The sequence below is a fragment of the Caenibacillus caldisaponilyticus genome (genome assembly GCF_002003465.1).
GTDB classification, from domain to species: domain Bacteria; phylum Bacillota; class Bacilli; order Bacillales; family Sporolactobacillaceae; genus Caenibacillus; species Caenibacillus caldisaponilyticus.
The window spans coordinates 1-20,378 of record NZ_BDDQ01000043.1 but is presented as its reverse complement, the minus strand read 5'-3'; the positions used below and the strand labels follow the sequence as shown (position 1 = coordinate 20,378).

12 protein-coding genes and 1 riboswitch are annotated in these 20,378 nt (G+C 54.2%); of the genes, 10 read left to right on the top strand and 2 right to left on the bottom strand.

Features of this window, described 5'->3' with window-relative positions; genetic code table 11:
• Nucleotides 1-3 precede the first annotated feature (3 nt).
• Together CCB157_RS12100 and CCB157_RS12095 are read left to right on the top strand one after the other, a co-directional pair.
• Complete coding sequence (locus CCB157_RS12100; protein WP_238594697.1) at nucleotides 4-1,500, top strand: sodium:solute symporter family protein; 1,497 nt, start codon at nucleotides 4-6, stop codon at nucleotides 1,498-1,500.
• 15 nt (nucleotides 1,501-1,515) lie between these two features.
• Nucleotides 1,516-3,285, top strand: coding sequence for a methyl-accepting chemotaxis protein (locus CCB157_RS12095; RefSeq protein WP_158077298.1), 1,770 nt, complete (start codon nucleotides 1,516-1,518; stop codon nucleotides 3,283-3,285).
• Between the two features lie 259 nt (nucleotides 3,286-3,544).
• Here CCB157_RS12095 and rarD read toward each other — a convergent pair whose 3' ends face one another.
• The gene (gene rarD / locus CCB157_RS12090; protein WP_238594696.1) at nucleotides 3,545-4,489 is read right to left on the bottom strand and encodes an EamA family transporter RarD; all 945 of its coding nucleotides are present in this window, start codon (nucleotides 4,487-4,489) and stop codon (nucleotides 3,545-3,547) included.
• 462 nt (nucleotides 4,490-4,951) lie between these two features.
• Nucleotides 4,952-5,039, top strand: a riboswitch (cyclic di-GMP riboswitch).
• 346 nt (nucleotides 5,040-5,385) lie between these two features.
• Here rarD and CCB157_RS12085 point away from each other — a divergent pair.
• The 8 genes from CCB157_RS12085 (at nucleotide 5,386) to CCB157_RS12045 (ending at nucleotide 19,888) form a co-directional block, all read left to right on the top strand.
• Complete coding sequence (locus tag CCB157_RS12085) at nucleotides 5,386-7,596, top strand: FapA family protein (protein ID WP_158077297.1); 2,211 nt, start codon at nucleotides 5,386-5,388, stop codon at nucleotides 7,594-7,596.
• Between the two features lie 534 nt (nucleotides 7,597-8,130).
• Complete coding sequence (locus CCB157_RS12080) at nucleotides 8,131-9,819, top strand: ABC transporter ATP-binding protein (protein ID WP_077616160.1); 1,689 nt, start codon at nucleotides 8,131-8,133, stop codon at nucleotides 9,817-9,819.
• Nucleotides 9,812-11,656 (top strand): ABC transporter ATP-binding protein, encoded by a 1,845-nt coding sequence (locus CCB157_RS12075; protein WP_077616143.1) that lies wholly within the window; start codon nucleotides 9,812-9,814, stop codon nucleotides 11,654-11,656. Before CCB157_RS12080 ends, CCB157_RS12075 begins: the two co-directional genes overlap by 8 nt.
• Nucleotides 11,657-12,027: 371 nt before the next feature.
• Nucleotides 12,028-15,162 carry an alpha-mannosidase gene (locus CCB157_RS12070; protein WP_077616142.1) on the top strand — a complete coding sequence of 1,045 codons (3,135 nt, stop codon included), beginning with the start codon at nucleotides 12,028-12,030 and terminating at the stop codon, nucleotides 15,160-15,162.
• 689 nt (nucleotides 15,163-15,851) lie between these two features.
• Entirely contained in the window at nucleotides 15,852-16,526 is a 675-nt protein-coding gene (locus CCB157_RS12065) for a response regulator transcription factor (protein WP_077616141.1), read from the top strand.
• Nucleotides 16,523-17,698, top strand: coding sequence for a sensor histidine kinase (locus CCB157_RS12060; protein WP_077616140.1), 1,176 nt, complete (start codon nucleotides 16,523-16,525; stop codon nucleotides 17,696-17,698). The genes CCB157_RS12065 and CCB157_RS12060 overlap by 4 nt, the downstream gene beginning before the upstream one ends.
• Before the next feature lie 445 nt (nucleotides 17,699-18,143).
• A complete protein-coding gene (locus tag CCB157_RS12050; RefSeq protein WP_077616138.1) occupies nucleotides 18,144-19,097 on the top strand; it encodes an ABC transporter ATP-binding protein in 954 nt (317 codons plus the stop codon).
• The gene (locus tag CCB157_RS12045; protein ID WP_077616137.1) at nucleotides 19,094-19,888 is read left to right on the top strand and encodes an ABC transporter permease; all 795 of its coding nucleotides are present in this window, start codon (nucleotides 19,094-19,096) and stop codon (nucleotides 19,886-19,888) included. The genes CCB157_RS12050 and CCB157_RS12045 overlap by 4 nt, the downstream gene beginning before the upstream one ends.
• A 244-nt stretch (nucleotides 19,889-20,132) precedes the next feature.
• Here CCB157_RS12045 and CCB157_RS12040 read toward each other — a convergent pair.
• Nucleotides 20,133-20,378, bottom strand: a 246-nt coding sequence (locus CCB157_RS12040) for a transposase (protein ID WP_143287033.1), incomplete at its 5' end; no start/stop codon positions are given.

The following is a 20,378-nucleotide window of genomic DNA, read 5'->3' as shown; positions in this document are numbered from 1 at the left end:
TCCTTGGTCACGGTTATGGTTATTTTTGTTCTCTATTTGTGTTTTATCTATTACATCGGCTTTAAAGGCTACCAGAGAGTGGAGAAGGCGGAAGATTTGATCGTCGCCGGCTGGAGCATGCCGCTTCCCGTCGTGACCGGGAGCTTGATCGCCGCGCTCCTCGCCGCGCCGTTTTTCTTTGCGGCCGTCGGAACGGGGTATACGACCGGCGGATTTGAGGGAACGGCGACGATGGCCGGGCTCGGCACATGCATGGTATTGGGGGCGCTCATTTGGACGAAGCCGCTCCGCCGGCTGAAGGGCTGGACGATCGCCGATTACTACGGCTTGCGTTTTGCCAGCAAAAAACTTGGCGCCTATACCGGCGTCGTCATGGGCATCGCCTTTGGCTTTTTCAATGCTGGGGCATTGACCGTCGGCGGCACTTACATCATCCAAACCATTTTTCATCTCGATTTTGTGCCGGCAGCCATTTTGTTCGTTTTGCTCACCGCGGTGTATTCCGTCATCGGCGGTCTGTGGGCGGTCGCTTACACCGAAGTCGTGCAAGGGTTGCTCGCGCTCGTCGGCATTTTGGGCATCGTCGGCGTCGTGTTGTTCCAATATCACGATTTAACGTTCCATTCGGATTGGTGGGATATCCATAAGCTCGTCCATCGCGGCGGCTACGAGTTCTGGTCGCTGTACCTGGTGCTCGCTTTGGGCGACATTCCGGCGGCCGACCTCGGCCAGCGCGTCGCAGCGGCGAAAAATCCGAAGGTCGCTTATAAAAGCATGCTGATTGCCGGAACGGTCGTCATCGCGATCAGCTGGATGCCGGGTGTCCTGGGCGAAGCGTTCAAAACCTTGTTCCCCCATGCGGCCAATCCCGAGATGTTGATGTTGCAATTTGCCCAAGGCCACTTCCCGCCGATCATCGCCGGCATTTTCCTGACGGCCCTCGGTGCCATGGGGATGTCCACGCTGTCGGCTTGTTATCTCGCCTCGGCCGGAATTTGGACGAAAAACATTTATATGGACTTTATCAATCGCAAGCCGGAGCAAAAAACGTTGTTGTTCGTCTCCCGCCTGATGATCGCGATCAGCGCGGCGATCGGCCTCATTTTGTCGCTCGCCTTCCAGAAGGTGATCGACCTCGCTTATCTGGCGTGGGACATCATTTTCGTCACCATTTTCTGGCCGCTCGTCCTCGGCCCGTTTGTTAAACGAATCAGCACGAAAGCGGTCTGGCTGAGCGTCAGTGCGGGTTTGATCTACTACATCGTCACAAGCATTTATGGCGTGCCGGCTCCCAAGACCGATTCGGATGGCCTCTGGGGGTTAATGGTTGAACTGTGGAAGTTGCCCGGCATTTCCGGGGTAGTCGTCTCGGGCATCGTCATTTTGCTTGCCTCGTTGATTTTCAAACCGACGCCGGAAGAACTCGAACGGTTTGAAAGGCAATGGAAATCCGATGAAGACGTGGATGTCGCCGAAAGGACGACGGAAGCCATCAGTTAAGAAAGAGGGATGACGATGAAAAAGTTTAACATAGCCAAGTTTAAGGACATTTCCTTAAAAAACAAAATCGCTTTGATCGCTTTGCCCGTCGTTTTGCTCGGTTTTGTGTTTGTCATTTTGACCAGCATCTCCAGTTTAAAGGCGACCATGTCGAATGACCTGAAAAAAGAGCTGGAAAGCGTCGGCATTTTGACCGCCTATTCGCTCGACGGCTCCGTTGCCGATCAGATCGAAGCGATCACGAACGAGAAAGATGAAAACTTCAAAAACGTCCAAAAAGTGTTGGACGACATTATGAAACAACAAAAAGTGATGAGCTGGAGTTACGTCTGGAAGGCCAACGATGACAACAGCGTCGTTAACGATGACAACAGCGTCGTTCCGATCGCTTACACGAAAAACTTAAACTCGATTTATCACGCCGGCAAAAAGTTCGACAATTTGGCCGACGTCCATATCAAAGCCGCCAAAAAAGCGATGAAGACCGGCAAACCGGTCGTCACGGACATTTTTAAAGACCCGTACGGTACGTGGCGCACGGTTTTCACGCCCGTAAAAGACAGCGCCGGCAAGACCGTCGGCCTTTTGGGCATCGATTATTCGGCCAATTACATTAAATCCGAGATCAACAAAGCCGTGATCAAACAATTAATTGTCAGTCTCCTTGCCGTTCTCGTGATCATCTCCTTGATATTCTTGGTCATCCGGCGGGTCATGCAACCGTTGGGTTCCGTCGTCAAAATGGCTGACCGGATATCCGAAGGGGATTTGTCGCTTGAAAAATTGGAAATCAAATCGAACGATGAGATCGGGAAGCTGTCTCGTTCCTTCAATGACATGGTGGAGAATTTGCGGCAGTTGATCAAGGGCATTATGGAGACGACGAAGGAAGTGGCGCGCTCGTCCGACGCCTTGGCGGAAAACGCCTCGAAAAACCGTTCGTATTCCGAAAACATCGTCCGGCATATTGACGAGGTGGCCAACAAATCCCAAGATGCGCATGCGATGACCGAAGAATCGCTGCGGGCGATGGAAGAATCGGCCTCCGGGGTGCAAAAAATCGCGGAACATTCCGGCCATGTCGCCGAGACGGCGGTCAAAGCTTCCAATTTGTCCAAAGAAGGAAATGCCTATCTTGAAAGCATCGATGAAGGGATTTCCAAGGCGAACGAGTCCGTGCAAATGACCAACCGCACGATTCATACGCTGAACGAGAAAATGAATGAAATCGGCAAAATCGTCGAATTCCTGACGGAGATCGCCGAGCAGACCAACATGTTGGCGCTCAACGCGGCCATTGAAGCGGCGCGAGCGGGCGAACACGGAAAAGGTTTTGCCGTCGTCGCTGAAAACGTCAAAAAACTGGCCGAAGAATCGCGGGCTAATGCCGACAAAATCACCGACATCATCCGGGACGTTTACGCGGTTTCGGAAGAAAGCATGTCGAAGATGGCGCAAAGCCAGGAAGATGTAGAAGAAGCGCTGCGGCTCGTCAAAGAAACGCAATCGACCTTCGCCCAAATCATCAAGGCTTCCGAAGAAGTGTCGGCGCAAATTCAAGAAGTGTCCGCCGCCTCTGAAGAAATTTCCGCCAGCGTCGAAGAAGTTTCGGCGTCCGTCAATGAGATCAGCACGATTTCCGGCAAAAACGCCGAAAATACCCATAAAGCGGTGGAAGCGACGAGCACGCAATTGAAAGAAATCGAAAACATCGAAGCGGCTTCTCAAGCACTGCGCCGGCTCGCCAATGATTTGAATGGGTTGGCGGAGAAATTCAAAATTTGAGCGTTTAAAGCTCCAAGTCGGCGGCGGTCGGTTGGCCGGTGAAGGAGCGGCAACGGTGGGAAACCGGACCGATTCCGGAGAAAAAGGACCGCTCCAAAGCATGTGCGCTTTGGAGCGGTCCTTATGTGTCATAGCGGGCAAGTTCCGCAAATGGTCGAAAGGGGCCATCCCAGAGCGACGAAGCGATGGGCGTACAAAAAAGCCGTCTCCGGTGGAAGCCGGACCGACTTTCGCCGAGAGACAGCATGGGCTTGCGGTTTTAACGGTTTGCGGAAAACCGTTGGGGCAGAAGTTTATTCTCAAGGCGCGTGAAAGGTTTCGTCTGTGCGACAGTAAACAGGGCAAGCGAAATCCATATCAATAAAAAGGCGATGAAGTCTTGATGATTAAACGGCTCGTGATAGAGCAACGTGCCGAGAATCAACATGATCGTCGGAGCGATGTATTGGAAAAAGCCGACCATGGACAAGGAAATGCGGTTGGCGCCGGCGGCAAAAAGCAGCAGCGGCACCGCCGTGACGACCCCTGCACCGATCAAAAGCCATGTCAACGCGGGATCCGCGATCGGCAAACCGTGCCGGCTGTTCGCGTAATAGAAAGCCAGGAAAATCAAGGCGACCGGCGTCATGATGGACGTTTCGATCGCAAGCCCCGTCATCGCGCTGAGGCGCACCGTTTTCTTCAATAAGCCGTACAAGCCGAACGTCAAAGCAAGGATGAGCGAGATCCACGGGAAGGTGCCGGCATGTATGGTCATGATCAACACGCCTGCCGTCGCGAGCGCAACGGAGACCATTTGCCATAGCGACAGCCGTTCTTTTAAGAAAATGACGCCGAGAAGGACGCTGATCAACGGGTTGATGTAATAGCCGAGGCTGGACTCGACGACATGGCCGTGGTTGACCGCCCAGATGAAAGTATACCAGTTCAGCGTGATGAGGACGGAAGCGCCGATGAGAGAAGCGGCTTTGCGCGGGGCGGCGGCGAGCGCTTTGATGTCCGCGGCGAGCGTTTTCATTTGCCGCGTCACGAGCAACAAGACGATCATAAAGACAAAGGACCAAAGGATGCGGTGAGCAAGCACTTCCTCAGAAGTCGCTCCGTCGATCATCTTCCAATAAATCGGAAGGATTCCCCAAAGAAAATAAGCCGCGCTTGCCGCAAGCGCCCCTAATAGTTGGTCGTTGGGCCGATCGGTTTTCACAGAGTTCATCCTCCTTGTCTATCGTTTTTTCGGATGCCCGCGTTTGCCTTCCGGCGTGCCGCGTGCGGGTCGACCGCGTGAAGTGATGTCGGGTGACTTTCGGGCATCCGCTTTATGGCAAACGCATCACGGATATCGTGCGTCGTTTCGCGGAAGGATAGCCGCAGTATAAATCCATTGTAGTGAGTCGGGACCGGGGGTTCAAGCATTCGGCTTGGATGGCGGTTGGGGCGAATTTCGCGTCCCTTGTGGTTAGGGAATTTGGTTCTGGTGCCATCATGGGAAGGTCCGGTGCCGGCCTTCCTGCCGACATGGCCCGGTTCTTTGACGATTGAAGAGAAAGGGAACCGGCACCAAAAAACGGCGTGCAGACCATCATTACCAATGCCGGACACAACTCAATTTTTCTTTATTTCCATCAAAAGTTATATTACAATGCATATGAAAAAAGACATCGATCACCTTCGATAACGGCAAATCTGTCGAAAGGCAGAGACGCAAAGCTACGGGTCTAAGGCTTTGAAAAAGCTATGATCGCCGGGCTGCCGAAAAGGTTGGTTGGGGTTATGCATCATCGAAGTCAATGTAACCCTTGGTTCAACTATGCCCGCCAAACTTTTTGGCGGGCATTTTTGGTACGCCCGGCATGATGCCGATTTAACAAAGCACGAATCGATGAAGACCATTGCGTTCGCTCTTCATGCAAAGGTTGTTCAACGCGGCGTTTCATGCCCGCCGTTTTCGACCTTCCGGAACAGGAGACGCCAGAGGCGGTGCCGTCGTTTGGTTGAACGATAGACTTTGAACCGGATATTTCCCGATATTGGATCGGGGGCACCCGTCTGCCGCGGATGTCAGCAGGTCGTCTAACCCCCGGTTCAACAGGAGGTTTGCACATGCGCAGCGTCATTTCCAAAGGAAAAGATATCAAGGAAGCCATTGAGAAGGGGTTAAAAGCTCTGGGCGCGAACCGGCGGGAAGTGGACATCGAAGTCGTTCAGGAGGCGTCAAAGGGGTTTTATGGCATCGGAGCGAAACCGGCGATCGTGAAATTGGTAAAAAAAGAATCGGGAGCAGCGGACGAAAAGGACGAACGGGAGGCGATCTCCGAAATGAACGGCGCGTCGGGATCTGAAGAAGCGGGGCCTTCAAAACTGGAGAGGGAGGAACGGACAGCGGCTTCTGGACAAGCCGATCGGCTTCCGGACGGGACGGACGCGGCGGAACCGGCCGCGTACGTCCACTACCGAAACGCCATGAGCCGACATCCGGAAGCGCCTGAGCAGCCGGATGGCGCCCGCATCGCCGTGACGCCCGGGAGGAAAGATGTTGCCGATGCGAACGATCTCGACGGCAAAGCGTGGGTCAAAAACGGCAAGCTCTACTTCAAATCATCACCGGATCATCAACCGTCCGTCACGCTCGGGGATCATGTCATTCTCTTAAAAAACGATCGGCCCGTCTGCGAACGGACCGTCCAACTTTCAGACAAGGATCGGTATGAACTCAAAACCCGCGGAGAAGAAAAGGAAACCATCTGGAAATTGGAACTCGATCGAACGAAATTAAGGGCAATCCTTCACGTGGAGCCGGGGGTCGTCATCACGCGGACCCTCCCCGATGCCGAACCGGCCGGCCACCTTGACTTGTTGACCGAGGAAAAAAGGGAAACCGTCAACCATCTCACCCACGAACAGATCATCGATAAATTAAAGGAATTGCAAGTCAAACGCGGCATTCATCATGACGAGATCATGAAAGCGGTCGCAACGAAGGAGCCCGGCACATTCGAAGTGGCTACGGGAGAGGAACCCGTGAGCGGCAGGAACGGCCGGCTCGAGCTCATGGTGGATATCGCTGCCAAAACCGGTTTGCATGTTGATAAAAACGGCCGGATCAACTTCAGGGAACGCCTGACGATCCCGACGGTAGACCGCGGCCAGGTGATCGCCGCCGTCCATCCGCCGGTTCCGGGGAAACCAGGCTTGACCGTCACGAACGAACCGCTGCCGCCCGACCCGACCTATCCGTTGGAAGTGAAACTGGGCGCGGGCGTCACACAAAGGGACGACAAAATCGTGGCCATGACTTCCGGAAGTCCGAAAGTCAAACAAAGAGGCCGATATGTGCATATCTCCATTGTTCCGAAACTGGTTCACTCCGGCGACGTCGATTTGGCGTCGGGAAACATCCGTTTTAAAGGGGATGTGGAAATTCACGGCGGGGTCAAGGAAGGGATGATCGTTGAAGCATCGGGGGATATCCTCGTCCATTCCACCGTCAGCTTCGCCAAGATGACGGCGTCCGGAGCGATCATCACCAAGGGCAACGTCATCAGCTCTGAATTGACGGCAGGAAAACACATGATGCTCCTCACCGAACTGGAACCGCTGTTGGGCACCATTCATGAACAAACGGAAAAACTTATCGCCGCCATTAAGCAATTGGTCCGCGCCTCTGCTTTAAAGAAGAGCGATTTTTCGAGCCGCGGTTTGCCTTCCTCGATCAAAATATTATTGGAAAAGAAATTCCAAAGCCTGGTGCCTGCGGTCAAGCAATTGCTCGAAGTGATCAAAAAGAATGAGAAAGATTTGGAACAAGAGGCGTGGAAGGAAGTCGCCGCCTTATTAAATCAAGTCTTTCTCGCGACCTCCGGCCCGGCCGTCGACTTTCAAAAGCTAGAGAATTTAACAACAAGATTGAAAGACTTAAAGGAATGGAGCGCGGTGACCGCTGAGCCCGAGGCGCACATCACCGTCTCCAGCGCGCAAAACAGTAAGTTATTCAGCAACGGAAACATTACGGTCGTCAGCACGAAAGGCTGCATCAACTCGAAAATCCATGCGGGCGGCCATTTAAAAATCAACGGCATCGCCCGCGGCGGCGAATTGTACGGCCAATCCGGCGTCGACATCCATACGGTCGGTTCGGAAATCGGCATCGCCACATTGATCGCCGTGCCGAACGGGCAATCCATAAAAATCAAGAAAGCGATGGAAGGGACCGTGCTCAAAATCGGCAACGCGAAGAAAACAATCAAAGAAACCGTTTATAATATTCACGCGCATTTAAATAAAAACGAACAAATCGTTTTGGATACGTTTTAACTTCGGGCTAGGCTCAAAGCGCCGTTGCCGGCCGCGGGCTCCGCTTTCGATCCCGAAAGCCGTTGGCGGATTGGCGAAACACAGATGAGGTATTGCAGCAGCCGGGAGAGGGCATTTGGTGTTTCAATGCGCTATGAACGTTTTTCAAGAGGACTGCAAAAAAGCCGGACTTGTTTAGCGACGAATGTACCGGCGGGGCTATCACACATGAAAAGTTTCCATCGATCATAAGCGGGCGATTGCCCGCTTTTTATCGTCCGGGCTTTTGTCGCCATTGCCGCACGGATTGATGAAGGCCGCTCATTTGGCCCATGCCGGCGTTTTATAATCGGGTAGGTGCTCATTTATTTCGCTTTCCGAAAGAATGATTTAAAATAAAAGGTATGTTAAATCGTCGAGGGCATCGTCCGGGCCATGCGATCGCGATGTTGGACTATGAAATGACGGAAAATTCCAATGATAATTGTGCATCCGGGGAAATCGGGGGGATAGGCCGTGAAGATCAGGACATTTATAAAACCGTACCGGATACCCATGGCGATCGCCTTCTTTTTCATGCTCGTCGAGCTCGCGGTTGAGCTTTCACAACCGATGCTCATTGAAAAAGTGATCGACAAAGGTATCTTGCAAAATGACTTGACCGCCGTTCTATGGTGGGGATCGGTGATGGTCGGCATTTCCATCATCGCCTTTATCGGCGGCATCATCAATTCTTTTTACGCGGCCCACGCGAGCCAAAGTTTCGGTTATGACGTTCGGGTCAGTTTGTTTAAAAAAATCCAGTCGTTTTCGTTCGCGAACTTTAATCGGTTTCCGACGTCGTCGCTGATCACGCGGATGACGAACGACGTGACGCAACTGCAAAACACGCTGTTCATGAGTTTGCGCATCATGCTGCGCGCTCCGCTCCTCGTGATCGGGGGAACGGTGATGGCGCTCTTTGTCAACGCGAAACTCGCGGCCATTCTCGCGGTCACGATCCCCGTCCTCGTCGCCTTCCTCATATGGGCGATGAACACCGGCGGCCGTTTGTTCCGCAACGTTCAAGAGCGGATCGATGCCGTCAACCGGGTCATGCGGGAAAATTTGGTCAGCATGCGGCTGATCAAAGCGCTGCTCCGCTCCGAACATGAAAACGAACGGTTTACCCGCTCGAGCCAAGATTTAAAGGCGAAAACCGTCTCGGCCTTGCGCTTTATGGAGACGACCATGCCGGTGCTCGTGTTCGTCATGAACCTCAGCATTATTGCCATTCTTTGGTTCGGCCATTGGCAAATCAGCTCCGGGAGCACCAAGATTGGGGAAGTCGTCGCCGTCGTCAACTATTCGCTGCGGATTACGGCGGCTTTCACCCCGTTGTCTTTTATCATCATGGCGATTTCCCGCGCCCGGGCGTCGGCGCGGCGCATTGCCGACGTTCTGAACACCGAAGTCGATTTGACGGATGCGCCGGATGCCGAACCGGATTTTCAAGCCATCCAGGGAGAAGTGGCGTTTGATCGCGTGTCTTTCCGGTATCCGGGCACGGATCGCTTGGTTCTTCGCGACATCTCCTTTACGGTGCAACCCGGGGAGACGGTCGCCATTTTGGGGGCGACGGGTGCCGGAAAATCATCGTTGTTCCAGCTCATCCCCCGTTTGTATGACGTATCGGAAGGCGCGGTCCGAATCGACGGGCGCGATGTGCGCGCGTACAAACTGGATCATCTCCGCCGCCAGATCGGTTATGCGCCGCAGGAGGCGCTGCTTTTTACGGGGACGATCAAAGAAAACATCGCTTGGGGGAAAGACGACGCGACGATGGAGGACATCGTCGCCGCGGCGAAAGCCGCCCAAATCCACGAGACGATCGCCTCATTTCCGAACGGCTATGACACCGTGCTCGGCCAAAAGGGCGTCAACCTCTCGGGCGGCCAAAAACAACGGCTTTGCATCGCGCGGGCGCTCATCCGCAAACCGAAAATCCTCCTGCTGGACGACAGCACGAGCGCGCTCGATTTAAAAACCGAACAAAAGCTGCTCGAAGCTTTAAAAGCTTATACCTGTACGACGCTGATCATCACGCAAAAAATCACGACGGCGATGGAGGCGGACCACATTTTGCTGCTCGAGGACGGAAAACTTTTGACCGTCGGGCGGCACGACGAATTGCTCACCGCATCGGAACTCTACCGGCAAATCTATCAATCTCAGTTCGGAAAGGAAGCGCTGGAACATGCTTAATCAATTGAAGGCGCCTTTTCAATACAAGCGGATTCGCTTTCGCGATGATTCGGGCGGCCGCCCGGTCACGCCGGGGGCAAAAACGGTGCGGCCGAAATCGCTGTGGCCGACCGTGAAGCGGCTCGCGGCGTATCTCGCTCATCATAAAGGATTGCTCAGCGTCGTCGTGGTTCTGGTCATCGCCAGCTCCCTTCTCGGGCTTTATGGTCCGTACTTGATCGGGTGGACGATCGACCATTACATCGTCGTGAAAAAAACGGAGGGACTCCCCCGCGTCCTGCTGGGGTTAGCCGCCGTTTACCTTTTATATTCCGGTTTTCTATGGCTGCAAAACATCTTGATGATCGGCATTGCGCAAAACACGGTTTACCGGCTGCGCACCGAGCTGTTTCACCATTTGCACACCCTCGGCATTCCGTTTTTTGATAAGCGTCAGCACGGTGAACTCATGAGCCGGGTGACCAACGACATCGACAACATCAGCTCGACGTTGAACGACTCGGTCATTCAAATTTTCTCGAGCTTGATTTTGCTGATCGGCACGTTTTCGGTGATGGTCTGGCTGAGCCCGCTGCTGACGGCTGTCGCCCTCATCATCGTGCCTTTGATGTTTTTCGGCATGCGCTGGATCACGCGGCGCACCGGCCGGTTTTTCAAAGAACAACAGCGGCGCCTCGGCGATATCAACGGGTTTATCGAAGAAATGTTATCCGGGCAAAAGATCGTCAAGGCGTTTTCTCGCGAGGAACGGGTCATCGCCGACTTCGTCGAGAAAGGCGGACGGCTTAAGGAATCCGGTTTTTGGGCGCAGTCCTATTCGGGTTTCATTCCTAAACTGATGAACGGGTTGAACAACTTGAGCTTTGCGATCGTCGCCGGGGTCGGCGGTCTTTTGGCCTTGCACGGGTCGGTGTCGATCGGCGTGATCGTGACGTTCACCGAGTACACCCGGCAATTCACCCGCCCTTTAAACGATTTGTCCAACCAATTTAATACGTTGTTGTCGGCGATCGCCGGTGCCGAACGCGTTTTCGAAATCCTGGATGAGGAGGAAGAGACGCGCGACGAAAAGGATGCCGTGGAGCTGGGCGACATCCAAGGGGATGTCGAGTTCCGCAACGTCACCTTTGCTTACGATGGGGACGACACCACCGTCCGGAACATTGCCTTTCACGCCCGCCCCGGGGAAACGATCGCGCTCGTCGGGCCGACCGGCGCGGGGAAAACGACGATCATCAACCTGCTCGCGCGCTTTTACGACCCGAATGACGGCGCGATTTATGTCGACGGCCAGGACATTTCCAAGGTGAAGCGGGCGAGCCTGCGGAAAAAGATGGCGTTCGTCCTGCAGGACACTTATTTGTTCCAGGGCACCATCCGGGAAAACATCCGTTACGGCCGGCTCGATGCGACCGACGAGGAAATCGTGGAAGCGGCGAAGAGCGCCAACGCTTATTCGTTCATCATGAAATTGCCGCAAGGGTTCGATACCGTGCTCGGCCAGGACGGCGGCGGCATCAGCCAAGGACAAAAGCAGCTGTTGTCCATCGCCCGGGCGATCCTCGCCAAACCGTCGATTCTCATCCTCGATGAAGCGACGAGCAACATCGACACGATTACAGAGCTGAAAATCCAAGAGGCGCTGGAGCGGTTAATGGAAGGCAGGACCAGTTTCGTCATCGCCCACCGGTTGAACACGGTTCGGCGTGCGGATCAAATCCTCGTGATCTCGGACGGCCGCATCATTGAGCGCGGTTCGCACGAGGAGCTGTTGGCGGCCAAAGGCGCTTATTACGAGCTTTATCAAAGCCAATTCCAGCGGTCGACGGTTTCTTGAAGCGGGTTGCGCCTGCTTGGCCCCGGATGTTACTCGGATATTCGCGTTTACCGGCTTCCACCCGGTCAAATTTCGATTAAACAGCCGAAGGATGTTGTCGTCGGGAGTTCCGTTTGGTCGTTTGCCGTATAAATCCCCCCAATGCGGCGAACCCTCATTGACTTTGATTCATGATGGAGGAACGGCGAGCGGCCGATTCAGAAGAGGGGACGAACGGAAAGCGCCTCGGCGTCGGACGGAAAAGGATGCGATGCCGTGCGGGACAAAATATCTTTCTTGAAAATTTGTTGATTTTAAAATAAGCCTTCGGGTAAAGTGTTTTTAAAGCGTATATCTCATCTGTCATTTCATTCTTGGGAGAGGATGCGACCTTGTTTTGGACGGAACAGAAGCTCACTGCCCGCATCAAAGAATTGGACGGCTACCGGTACCGGGACCGAATGGAAATCCCTTCCTTTCGCTTTCAAATCGATAAAAAAGGCGAGGTCGGCGCACGCACCCCGCAGGACGGCGATTGGACGACCATCCGAATCGGCGACGTATGGAAGGGCCGTGATGTGTATGCGTGGCTGTCCGCCGACGTGGCCATTCCCGCTTCGTGGCGCGGCCGAACGGTTTGCGGCTTGTTCGATTTCGGGAAAACCGACGGCGGAACGAACGCCGGTTTTGAATCGCTTTTGTATGTGGACGGCCGGCCCTACCAAGGCGTCGACGCCAACCATCAAGAGGTTTTGCTTCCGGACGACGTCGCCGGGCGCACCGTGTCCTTGACTTTCCGCCTATGGTCCGGCCTGGAAGGCGGCGGGATGCCCATTGAGCAGGAACACAAAATCAAACGGGCGGAAATCGCCTGGCTGGATGAAGCGGCCGACGACCTTTACTTTACCGCTAAAGCTGCCTTGCAAACCGTCGGCATGCTGGATGAGAACCGCCCCGAGCGCGAAGATCTCCTCGGAGCGGTCAACCGCGCGTTCAACCGCATCGACTGGACGCATCCGGGTTCGGACGCCTTTTATGAAAGCGTGCGCGCCGCCCGCGATGTCTTGAACGCCGAGCTGGCCAAGATCGAAAAACACCATCCGGTGACGATCCATGCCGTCGGCCATACCCACATCGACGTCGCGTGGTTGTGGCGCTTGAAGCATACCCGTGAAAAAGCGGCCCGTTCTTTTTCCACAGCGTTGCGCTTGATGGAGCGCTATCCCGATTACATTTTCCAACAAGGCCAACCGCAGCTGTACGCTTATATCAAAAACGATTATCCCGAAATCTATGAGCAAATCCGCGAAAAAGTGAAGAGCGGTCAATGGGAAGCGGGCGGCGGCATGTGGCTCGAACCGGACTGCAATTTGCCTTCAGGCGAATCGCTCGTCCGTCAATTGCTGAAAGGCACGCGCTTTTTCCGCGAGGAGTTCGGCGTCGAATGCACGTACCTCTGGTTGCCGGATGTGTTCGGTTATAGCTGGGCGCTGCCGCAAATCCTCAAAAAATCGGGGATTAAGACGTTTGCGACGACGAAGATCAGCTGGAACCAATATAACCGCATGCCCCACGATGCGTTCAAATGGCGCGGCATCGACGGTTCAGAAATTTTAACCTACTTCATTGCGACGCCCTATCCGGGTCGGAAAGGCTGGGGCGCGGATTACAACGCCCACATCACCGCCGAGACCGTCCAAGGCGTCTGGGAAGCCTTTAAGGACAAAGCGTTGACGAAAGATTTGCTCATCTCGTACGGCTACGGTGACGGCGGCGGCGGCGTGACGCGGGAAATGCTCGAGATGCGGCGCCGGTTGGACAAGATGCCGGGCATGCCCCGCGTCGTCACGGATAAAGCCGGCGATTATTTTGAAGGGCTGCATCGCGATTTGACATCGACCGACCGCTACGTCCACACGTGGGACGGCGAGCTGTATCTCGAATACCACCGCGGCACGTACACGAGCCAAGCGTACAATAAAAAGACGAACCGGAAGCTCGAGTTGCTTTATCGGAAAACCGAGCTGCTCGGCGTGCTCGCCAGCCTTTTCGCCAAAGATTGGACGACGTATCCGGCCGGGCTTTTGGACGAAGGATGGATCATCCTTTTGCGCAACCAATTCCACGATATTCTCCCGGGCTCTTCCATCCGCGAAGTGTATGAGGACAGCAGGGAGGAATATCAAAAGGCCGAACAGCTGGCGCTTGAGTCGAAAGGCGCTGCCGAAGCGTGTCTGATTGAAAAGGCGGAAAAACCGGCGGTGACGATCGTCAACGATGCGCCGTGGCGCCGGACGGCTCTCGTGAAGATCCCCGTCCAACCCGAAACCGAACAAGGGCGTTGGCTCGATCCGAACGGTTCGCCGCTTAAAGCCGTCAAAACGGGCAATGAATGGCTCGTCCGAATCGACGGAGCGCCGGAGACGGGGCTTCTTCCGCTTGCCTTTGAAGCCGGTGCGGCGGATTCAACCGCTTCAGAAAGCCCGTTTCGCCTCACCGAAAGCGGCATCGAGACGCCGTTTTACGAGATCGCGTGGAATGAGAGCGGCCAGCTCGTTCGCTTGTATGATCGCGAAGCGCGGCGCCATGTCTTACAGGAAAACGCCCGCGGCAACGTCCTGCAAATTTTTGAGGACAAGCCGCTCCGCTTCGACGCCTGGGACATCGATCTTTTCTACCAAGAGAAGATGAAAGAGGTGTCGGAGCTACAATCCGTCGAAGTGGTCGAGCGCAACGCTTTGCGCGCCGTCGTGCGCTTTAAATGGCAGTATGACCAATCGGAGATCGATCAAAAGATGATCGTGTACGCCCACAGCCGCCGCATCGATTTTGAGACGACCGTCGACTGGCACGAGCGCCATCAATTGTTGAAAGTGGCGTTTCCGGTCGACATTCGCGCGACGGAAGCGACCTACGATATCCAGTTCGGCAACGTCAAGCGCCCGACGCATTGGAATACGAGCTGGGATTATGCGCGTTTCGAGACGGTCGGCCATCAGTGGGCGGATCTGTCTGAGACGGGTTACGGCGTGAGTTTGCTGAACGACGGGAAATACGGGTATGACATCAAGGACGCGACGCTCAGGCTGTCTTTGTTAAAAGGCGCGACGTATCCTGACCATTCGGCCGACCAAGGCCGCCATACATTTACGTATGCGTTGTTGCCGCACTTGGGAGACTGGATCGCCGGCGGCACGGTGCAGGAAGCGTGGGATTTGAACCAGCCGCTCGATGTGGTAGAAGGGCGCGTTCTCGGGAATCGCCCGCTTTCCCTGTTCCGGGTTTCGGCCGACCACGTCTTCATCGATGCCGTGAAAAAAGCGGAGGACGCCGATCGCGTCATCGTTCGCCTCCACGAATTTACCGGAAAACGCGGACCGGTCGAGCTGCAAAGCGATTTTCGCATTAAAGCGTGGCAGGAAACCGATTTGATGGAACGTCCGATCGGTGAGGAACACCGCGGCGAGCCGCTATCGTTTACGATCAAACCTTACGAGATCAAGACGTTCATGATTGAATTTGAATAATGCCGCGGGGATGTGCCCCGATGTAGCCGGGCGGCAGCATCGAGGAGTAGTGCAAGGCCGGTAAAGCTGACGCCGTCATGTCGCCAGCCCGTGCTGTCCAAAGCCTGCGGAAAATGGGAGCACATTGAGCGGACCGCCGCCCAAAGCCCGATGATGGAAGCGGACAGGCGCACGCGGACCGCGGCGCGCCTGGTCGAAGCGCTCAAATTCCTTTATTCAATGCGAGGCCTTTCTCCTGCGAGAAAGGCCTCATTATGTTTTTGGCCTTGGACAGTCTTCCTCTTTTCAGCCGGAAAGGTGTAAAGCTCCCGTTTTTCACTGAATATTTAGATTTATTGAATTTCGATCGATTTTTGTTGCATTCTTTCCCGTTTTCCTTGAATTCTCCCCGATTTTCATTGAATAAATAAAGGTTCTCGTTGAATTCACATCGATTTTCCTTGAATCATGACGGAGCGCCGCGGACGTTCATGGAAAACACACCGCCGCTCAAAGGCCATCTCCTATGTTGGCCCGCTCCTTGCGGCGTTTACCGGATCACAAGACATGCCCGCCGTCAGACACGAATGCGCAGTTGTTCACATTCCGTTCATATTGCTCGTGTAGAGTATTAAACGTGAATGCTTTACGGCCATCGCAAATGGATTATGTTACACTCACAGAAGGAAACGTTGCAGGAGGGACGCGCGATGACCAAGATTTTGGTCGTGGATGATGATCCGCACATTCGCGAATTGGTGCGGCATTATTTGCAACGCGATGGGTTTGACGTTGAGGAGGCCGCGGACGGCGCGGAGGCGCTGGCGATCCTCGATTCCACCAAGCTCGATCTCGTCGTGATGGACATCATGATGCCCCATGTGGACGGCTGGGCGTTGTGCCGCGAGATTCGCGAACGCTCCCAGCTGCCCGTTCTCATGCTGACGGCAAAGGGCGAGACTTCGCAAAAGATTAAAGGCTTTCATCTCGGCGCCGACGATTACATGGTCAAACCGTTTGAACCGCTCGAGCTGGTCGCCAGGGTGAAAGCCTTATTGAGGCGTTACCGCATTGCGGCGGAACAAACCGTTCAGGTCGGTGAACTTTATTTGGACCGTAAAACGTTCCAAGCGTTTTTTGCCGGCAAAGAGCTGTTGCTGCCGCCCAAAGAATTTGAGCTTTTGTTCATGCTGGCTAGCCACCCCGGCCGGACGTTGACGCGGGAACAGTTGATTGAGGACATCTGGGGATACGATTACGAAGGCGATGAGCGCACCGTGGATGTGCACATCAAGCGGCTGCGGGATAAATTTCCGGAAGAAGACTGTTCATTTAAGATCCGCACCGTCCGCGGATTGGGGTACCGCCTGGAGGTGAAGGCATGACCGCCCAACGAGTCAGACATGAGAAAAAGCGGCATGAACCGATCAGGATGGCCCTTCATGATGCTTCCCGAGGAGAGCCTGCCGGACCAACGTTCAGCATATGGGGCATTATTTTTCGGGTGGTCTTGGTTATCGGCTCCGCCTTCCTCATTTTTTTGTTCGCCTTTTGGTTGACGGAGTGGTTCTTCAGCCGCCATCGTTTTCATCCCGGACCGTATGTCGTTCATATGACGGGCGTGATGGTCGCCTTTCTACTCATGATCATCGGAGGGACCATCATTGGGCGGATCACTGCGCCCAAACAACGCCTTTTTTTTCAATTGCTCATCGATGCGATCCGCCAGATGGCGAAGGGGAATTTCAATGTGCGCATCCCCGTGGAGATGGTGCGCGAGCCCGGCGGGGAGAGGCACCCGTTCCGGCAATTGGTCTACAGTCTTAACAACATGGCGGAGGAATTGGCGCAAATGGAAGAGCTGCGCCAAGAATTTATTTCAAATGTCTCGCACGAAATCCAATCGCCGCTCACCGCCATCACCGGTTTTGTCCAGGCGTTGAAGAACGACGATTTGACGAAAGAACAGCGGCTGCATTACCTCGACATCATTGAAACCGAAAGCAAACGGCTGTCAAGGATGAGCGATAATTTGCTCAAGCTCACCTCGCTCGAATCTGGCTGCCATCCGTTTCACCCGGAAGTGTACCGCCTCGACCGGCAAATCCGCGAAGTCGTTTTGTCTTGCGAACCGTTGTGGATCCAAAAGGAGCTACAACTTGATGTTTCCCTTCCTCCCGTCGAGGTCGTTGCCGACAAGGATCTCGTCAGCCAAGTGTGGATGAACTTGTTGACGAATGCCATCAAGTTTACCGGGCGGCATGGCACGATCGCCATTTCGCTTCATACGGAAGACAAATGGGCCGTCGTCCGCATTGCGGATAGCGGCATCGGGATCGCCGAAGAAGACTTGCCGCGCATCTTTGAACGTTTCTATAAAGCGGACAAGGCGCGCACCCGGACGACGCCCGGAAGCGGATTAGGCCTGGCGATCGTCAAGAAAATCGTCGATTTTCACCACGGCGACATCGGCGTGGAAAGCCGCCTCGGTGTCGGAACGGCGTTTACCGTCCGGCTGCCGCTTGAGTTCCAACCATCCACCGGTGAAACCGCTTGATGATGCAGCAACTTTTGATCGCGAAAAGAAATCGGTGAAGGTGCCGCCTGTTTTTCGGAAAGTGGAGACGTTAAAACAAAACACGTGGAAGGTTGAATCGCAAAAGCCGATGCAAATGAAAAATGTTTAATGAGTTGCCGGTTTCGCCGTGCGCCGGACGATGAAACGGCCGATCAAGCCTCCCCAAAAAACAGCAAATACCGCTATGATGCAAACGAATGCAGTGAATGCCGCATCAACTGCGCCGGAGGCGTGCCTTTTGAAAGGCCGAAACGTCCCCGGCGTCTGATTTTTGCCGGCCAGCGGTTGTTTTTCCGCCCCGGCTTTTTGTCTGTTCATATTCCGTTCATATACGCGTCGTATGCTAGGCTTAGGCCGTCCGCCGCGCGGGATGCCGTTGTTTGGAAACTGTATCCATATTCTCTTTGTTGGGGGAGAACCATATATGGAAACCATTATTCAAGTGGAAAACTTGGTCAAACAATATCGCAAGGCGAAAGAACCCGCGGTCCGAGGCGTCAGCTTCGATGTCCGGGCCGGTGAATTCTTTGCCTTTCTCGGGCCGAACGGCGCGGGAAAAACGACCACCATTTCGATTCTCACGACGACGCTCGCAAAGACGAGCGGCACCATCACCATCGCCGGTTACGACCTTGACAAACAACCGAAGCAAGTCCGGCGCAACATCGGCATCATCTTTCAGAATCCGAGCTTGGATCTTGAACTGACCGCGGAGGAAAACATCCGTCTGCATGTCAGTCTGTACGGCCTCTATCCTTACCGGCCGATGTACCGTTTGATGCCCGCGGACTACCGGAAGCGCGTCGCCGATCTCGCCGAGATGGTCGGCATTCAAGACCATTTGTTCAAAAAGTTGAAGAAGTTTTCCGGCGGGATGAAGCGGAAACTGGAAATCGTCCGCAGTCTGATGCATCGCCCGAAGGTGCTTTTTCTCGATGAACCGACGTCCGGGCTCGATGCCGTCAGCCGCCGCTCCCTCTGGGAATATCTGAAGAAGATTCGCGATGAGGAGAACATGACGATCTTTTTGACGACGCACTACTTGGACGAAGCCGAAGGCGCGGACAGGGTCTGCATCATCAATCAAGGGCGCATTGAGATGGTGGGGGCGCCGCATGAGTTGAAACAGCAGCTCATCAGCCGTTACATGCTGATCGATGCCGCCGATCGGGACCGTTTGCGTCAAGAGCTTGAAGCGATGCAGCTGCGGTTCGCCGAAACGGACAACGGCTTCCAAGTCCGTTACGATGGGCCGACGCCGCAGGCCATCATCGCGCAACTGCAAACCCCGTTGTCGAAGCTGGAGGTATACGATCCGACGCTGGAAGAGGCTTACATTCGCTTGGTCACCCGGCAAGAAGGAGGGATGGGGGCATGAAGTCTTCCGTTTTTCATGAAATAAACGCCGTCGTGGCCATCGCGGCCCGCGACATCACGCGTTCGCTCAAGAGCATCCAATCGCTTGTCATCAGCTTGATTTTTCCCCTCATCTTCGTCGGGCTGATGGGGGAAACCATGAACCAAAATATGGGACAAGGCCTCGGTTTCAACTTTCTTCAGTACATGCTCGTCGGCATGGTGGTGAACACGCTTTATCAAGTCACGATTGCCGGGATTTCCAATCTGGTCGAAGATCGCCAAAACGACTTCACGCAAGAGATCTTCGTCGCCCCGATTTCGCGGTACGCCATCATTCTCGGCAAGATCATCGGCTCCAGCTTTTCGAGCCTCTTTCAGCTTGTCGGTCTGGTCGCCATCGCGCTCATTCTGAACATCCCTCTCGGCGGCTGGGATTTTGTCCGCTTGTTGCTGCTTTCGCCGGCCATCTGCCTTTCGGCGGGCGCGCTGGGCATTCTGCTTGTCGGTTTTGTGCAAGATCAGCGGACGGCCCAGATCTTGATGCCGCTGGTCATCTTCCCGCAAATGTTCTTGTCCGGCGCTTTGATCCCGGTGAACCACTCGACGGGCATCCTGAATTTTCTCTCACACATCATCCCAATGACGTATGTGGTGGATTTGGCCAAAGCGGTGTTTTATTGGAGAGATCCGGCCTATGACAAAATCGTCATGCATTCGCCGATGCTTGACGTTTGGGTGATGGCAGGCTTTTTCTTCGTCTTTTCCATCCTGGGCACGGTGCTGTTTGCAAGGGCGGAAAGAAACCGCTAGACGACCTTCCGAACGGCCGGCATCGTTGGTGCCAAATAAACGCGTCCCCTTAGGCGCTGCCGCCGATCGACGCGCGGCTTCGGCATCAAGACATTCCGATGCCGGGCTCAAGGAAGGCCGTTTGAATATAAAACAAAGGGGCCGGGACATAACTAGCCCAAAATAACGTAAAAAAGGTTCCGATTATCGCTTTTTGATGGTCGGAACCTTTTTCAGGTGTTATTTTCCCTTATATTTAGGTGGATTAACTTTTCATGGCGGTGATCTTTCTCAAGTTCACCGCCATGAATGCAAATCCCAATTCATTTTTCACCTTTTCTTTGCCTCTCACTGACAAACGAGTGAAACGCAAATTAGCCTTCAGAAATCCAAAAACTGGTTCCACATCAATTTTACGTTTGCCGTAGATTTCACCAGTTTCTTTTTCCGAAAGCTTCTGCCTAATGAATTCTTTATGTTCTTCCCATTTTTGGTTATATTGTATTCTTCG

What these genes read in the sequence shown, in the direction of transcription:
- CCB157_RS12075 (WP_077616143.1), top strand. Translation starts at nt 9,812, where the DNA reads ATGCTTAATCAATTGAAGGCGCCTTTTCAATACAAGCGGATTCGCTTT.
- CCB157_RS12085 (WP_158077297.1), top strand. Translation starts at nt 5,386, where the DNA reads ATGCGCAGCGTCATTTCCAAAGGAAAAGATATCAAGGAAGCCATTGAG.
- CCB157_RS12080 (WP_077616160.1), top strand. Translation starts at nt 8,131, where the DNA reads ATGGCGATCGCCTTCTTTTTCATGCTCGTCGAGCTCGCGGTTGAGCTT.
- CCB157_RS12050 (WP_077616138.1), top strand. Translation starts at nt 18,144, where the DNA reads ATGGAAACCATTATTCAAGTGGAAAACTTGGTCAAACAATATCGCAAG.
- CCB157_RS12060 (WP_077616140.1), top strand. Translation starts at nt 16,523, where the DNA reads ATGACCGCCCAACGAGTCAGACATGAGAAAAAGCGGCATGAACCGATC.
- CCB157_RS12095 (WP_158077298.1), top strand. Translation starts at nt 1,516, where the DNA reads ATGAAAAAGTTTAACATAGCCAAGTTTAAGGACATTTCCTTAAAAAAC.
- CCB157_RS12065 (WP_077616141.1), top strand. Translation starts at nt 15,852, where the DNA reads ATGACCAAGATTTTGGTCGTGGATGATGATCCGCACATTCGCGAATTG.
- CCB157_RS12045 (WP_077616137.1), top strand. Translation starts at nt 19,094, where the DNA reads ATGAAGTCTTCCGTTTTTCATGAAATAAACGCCGTCGTGGCCATCGCG.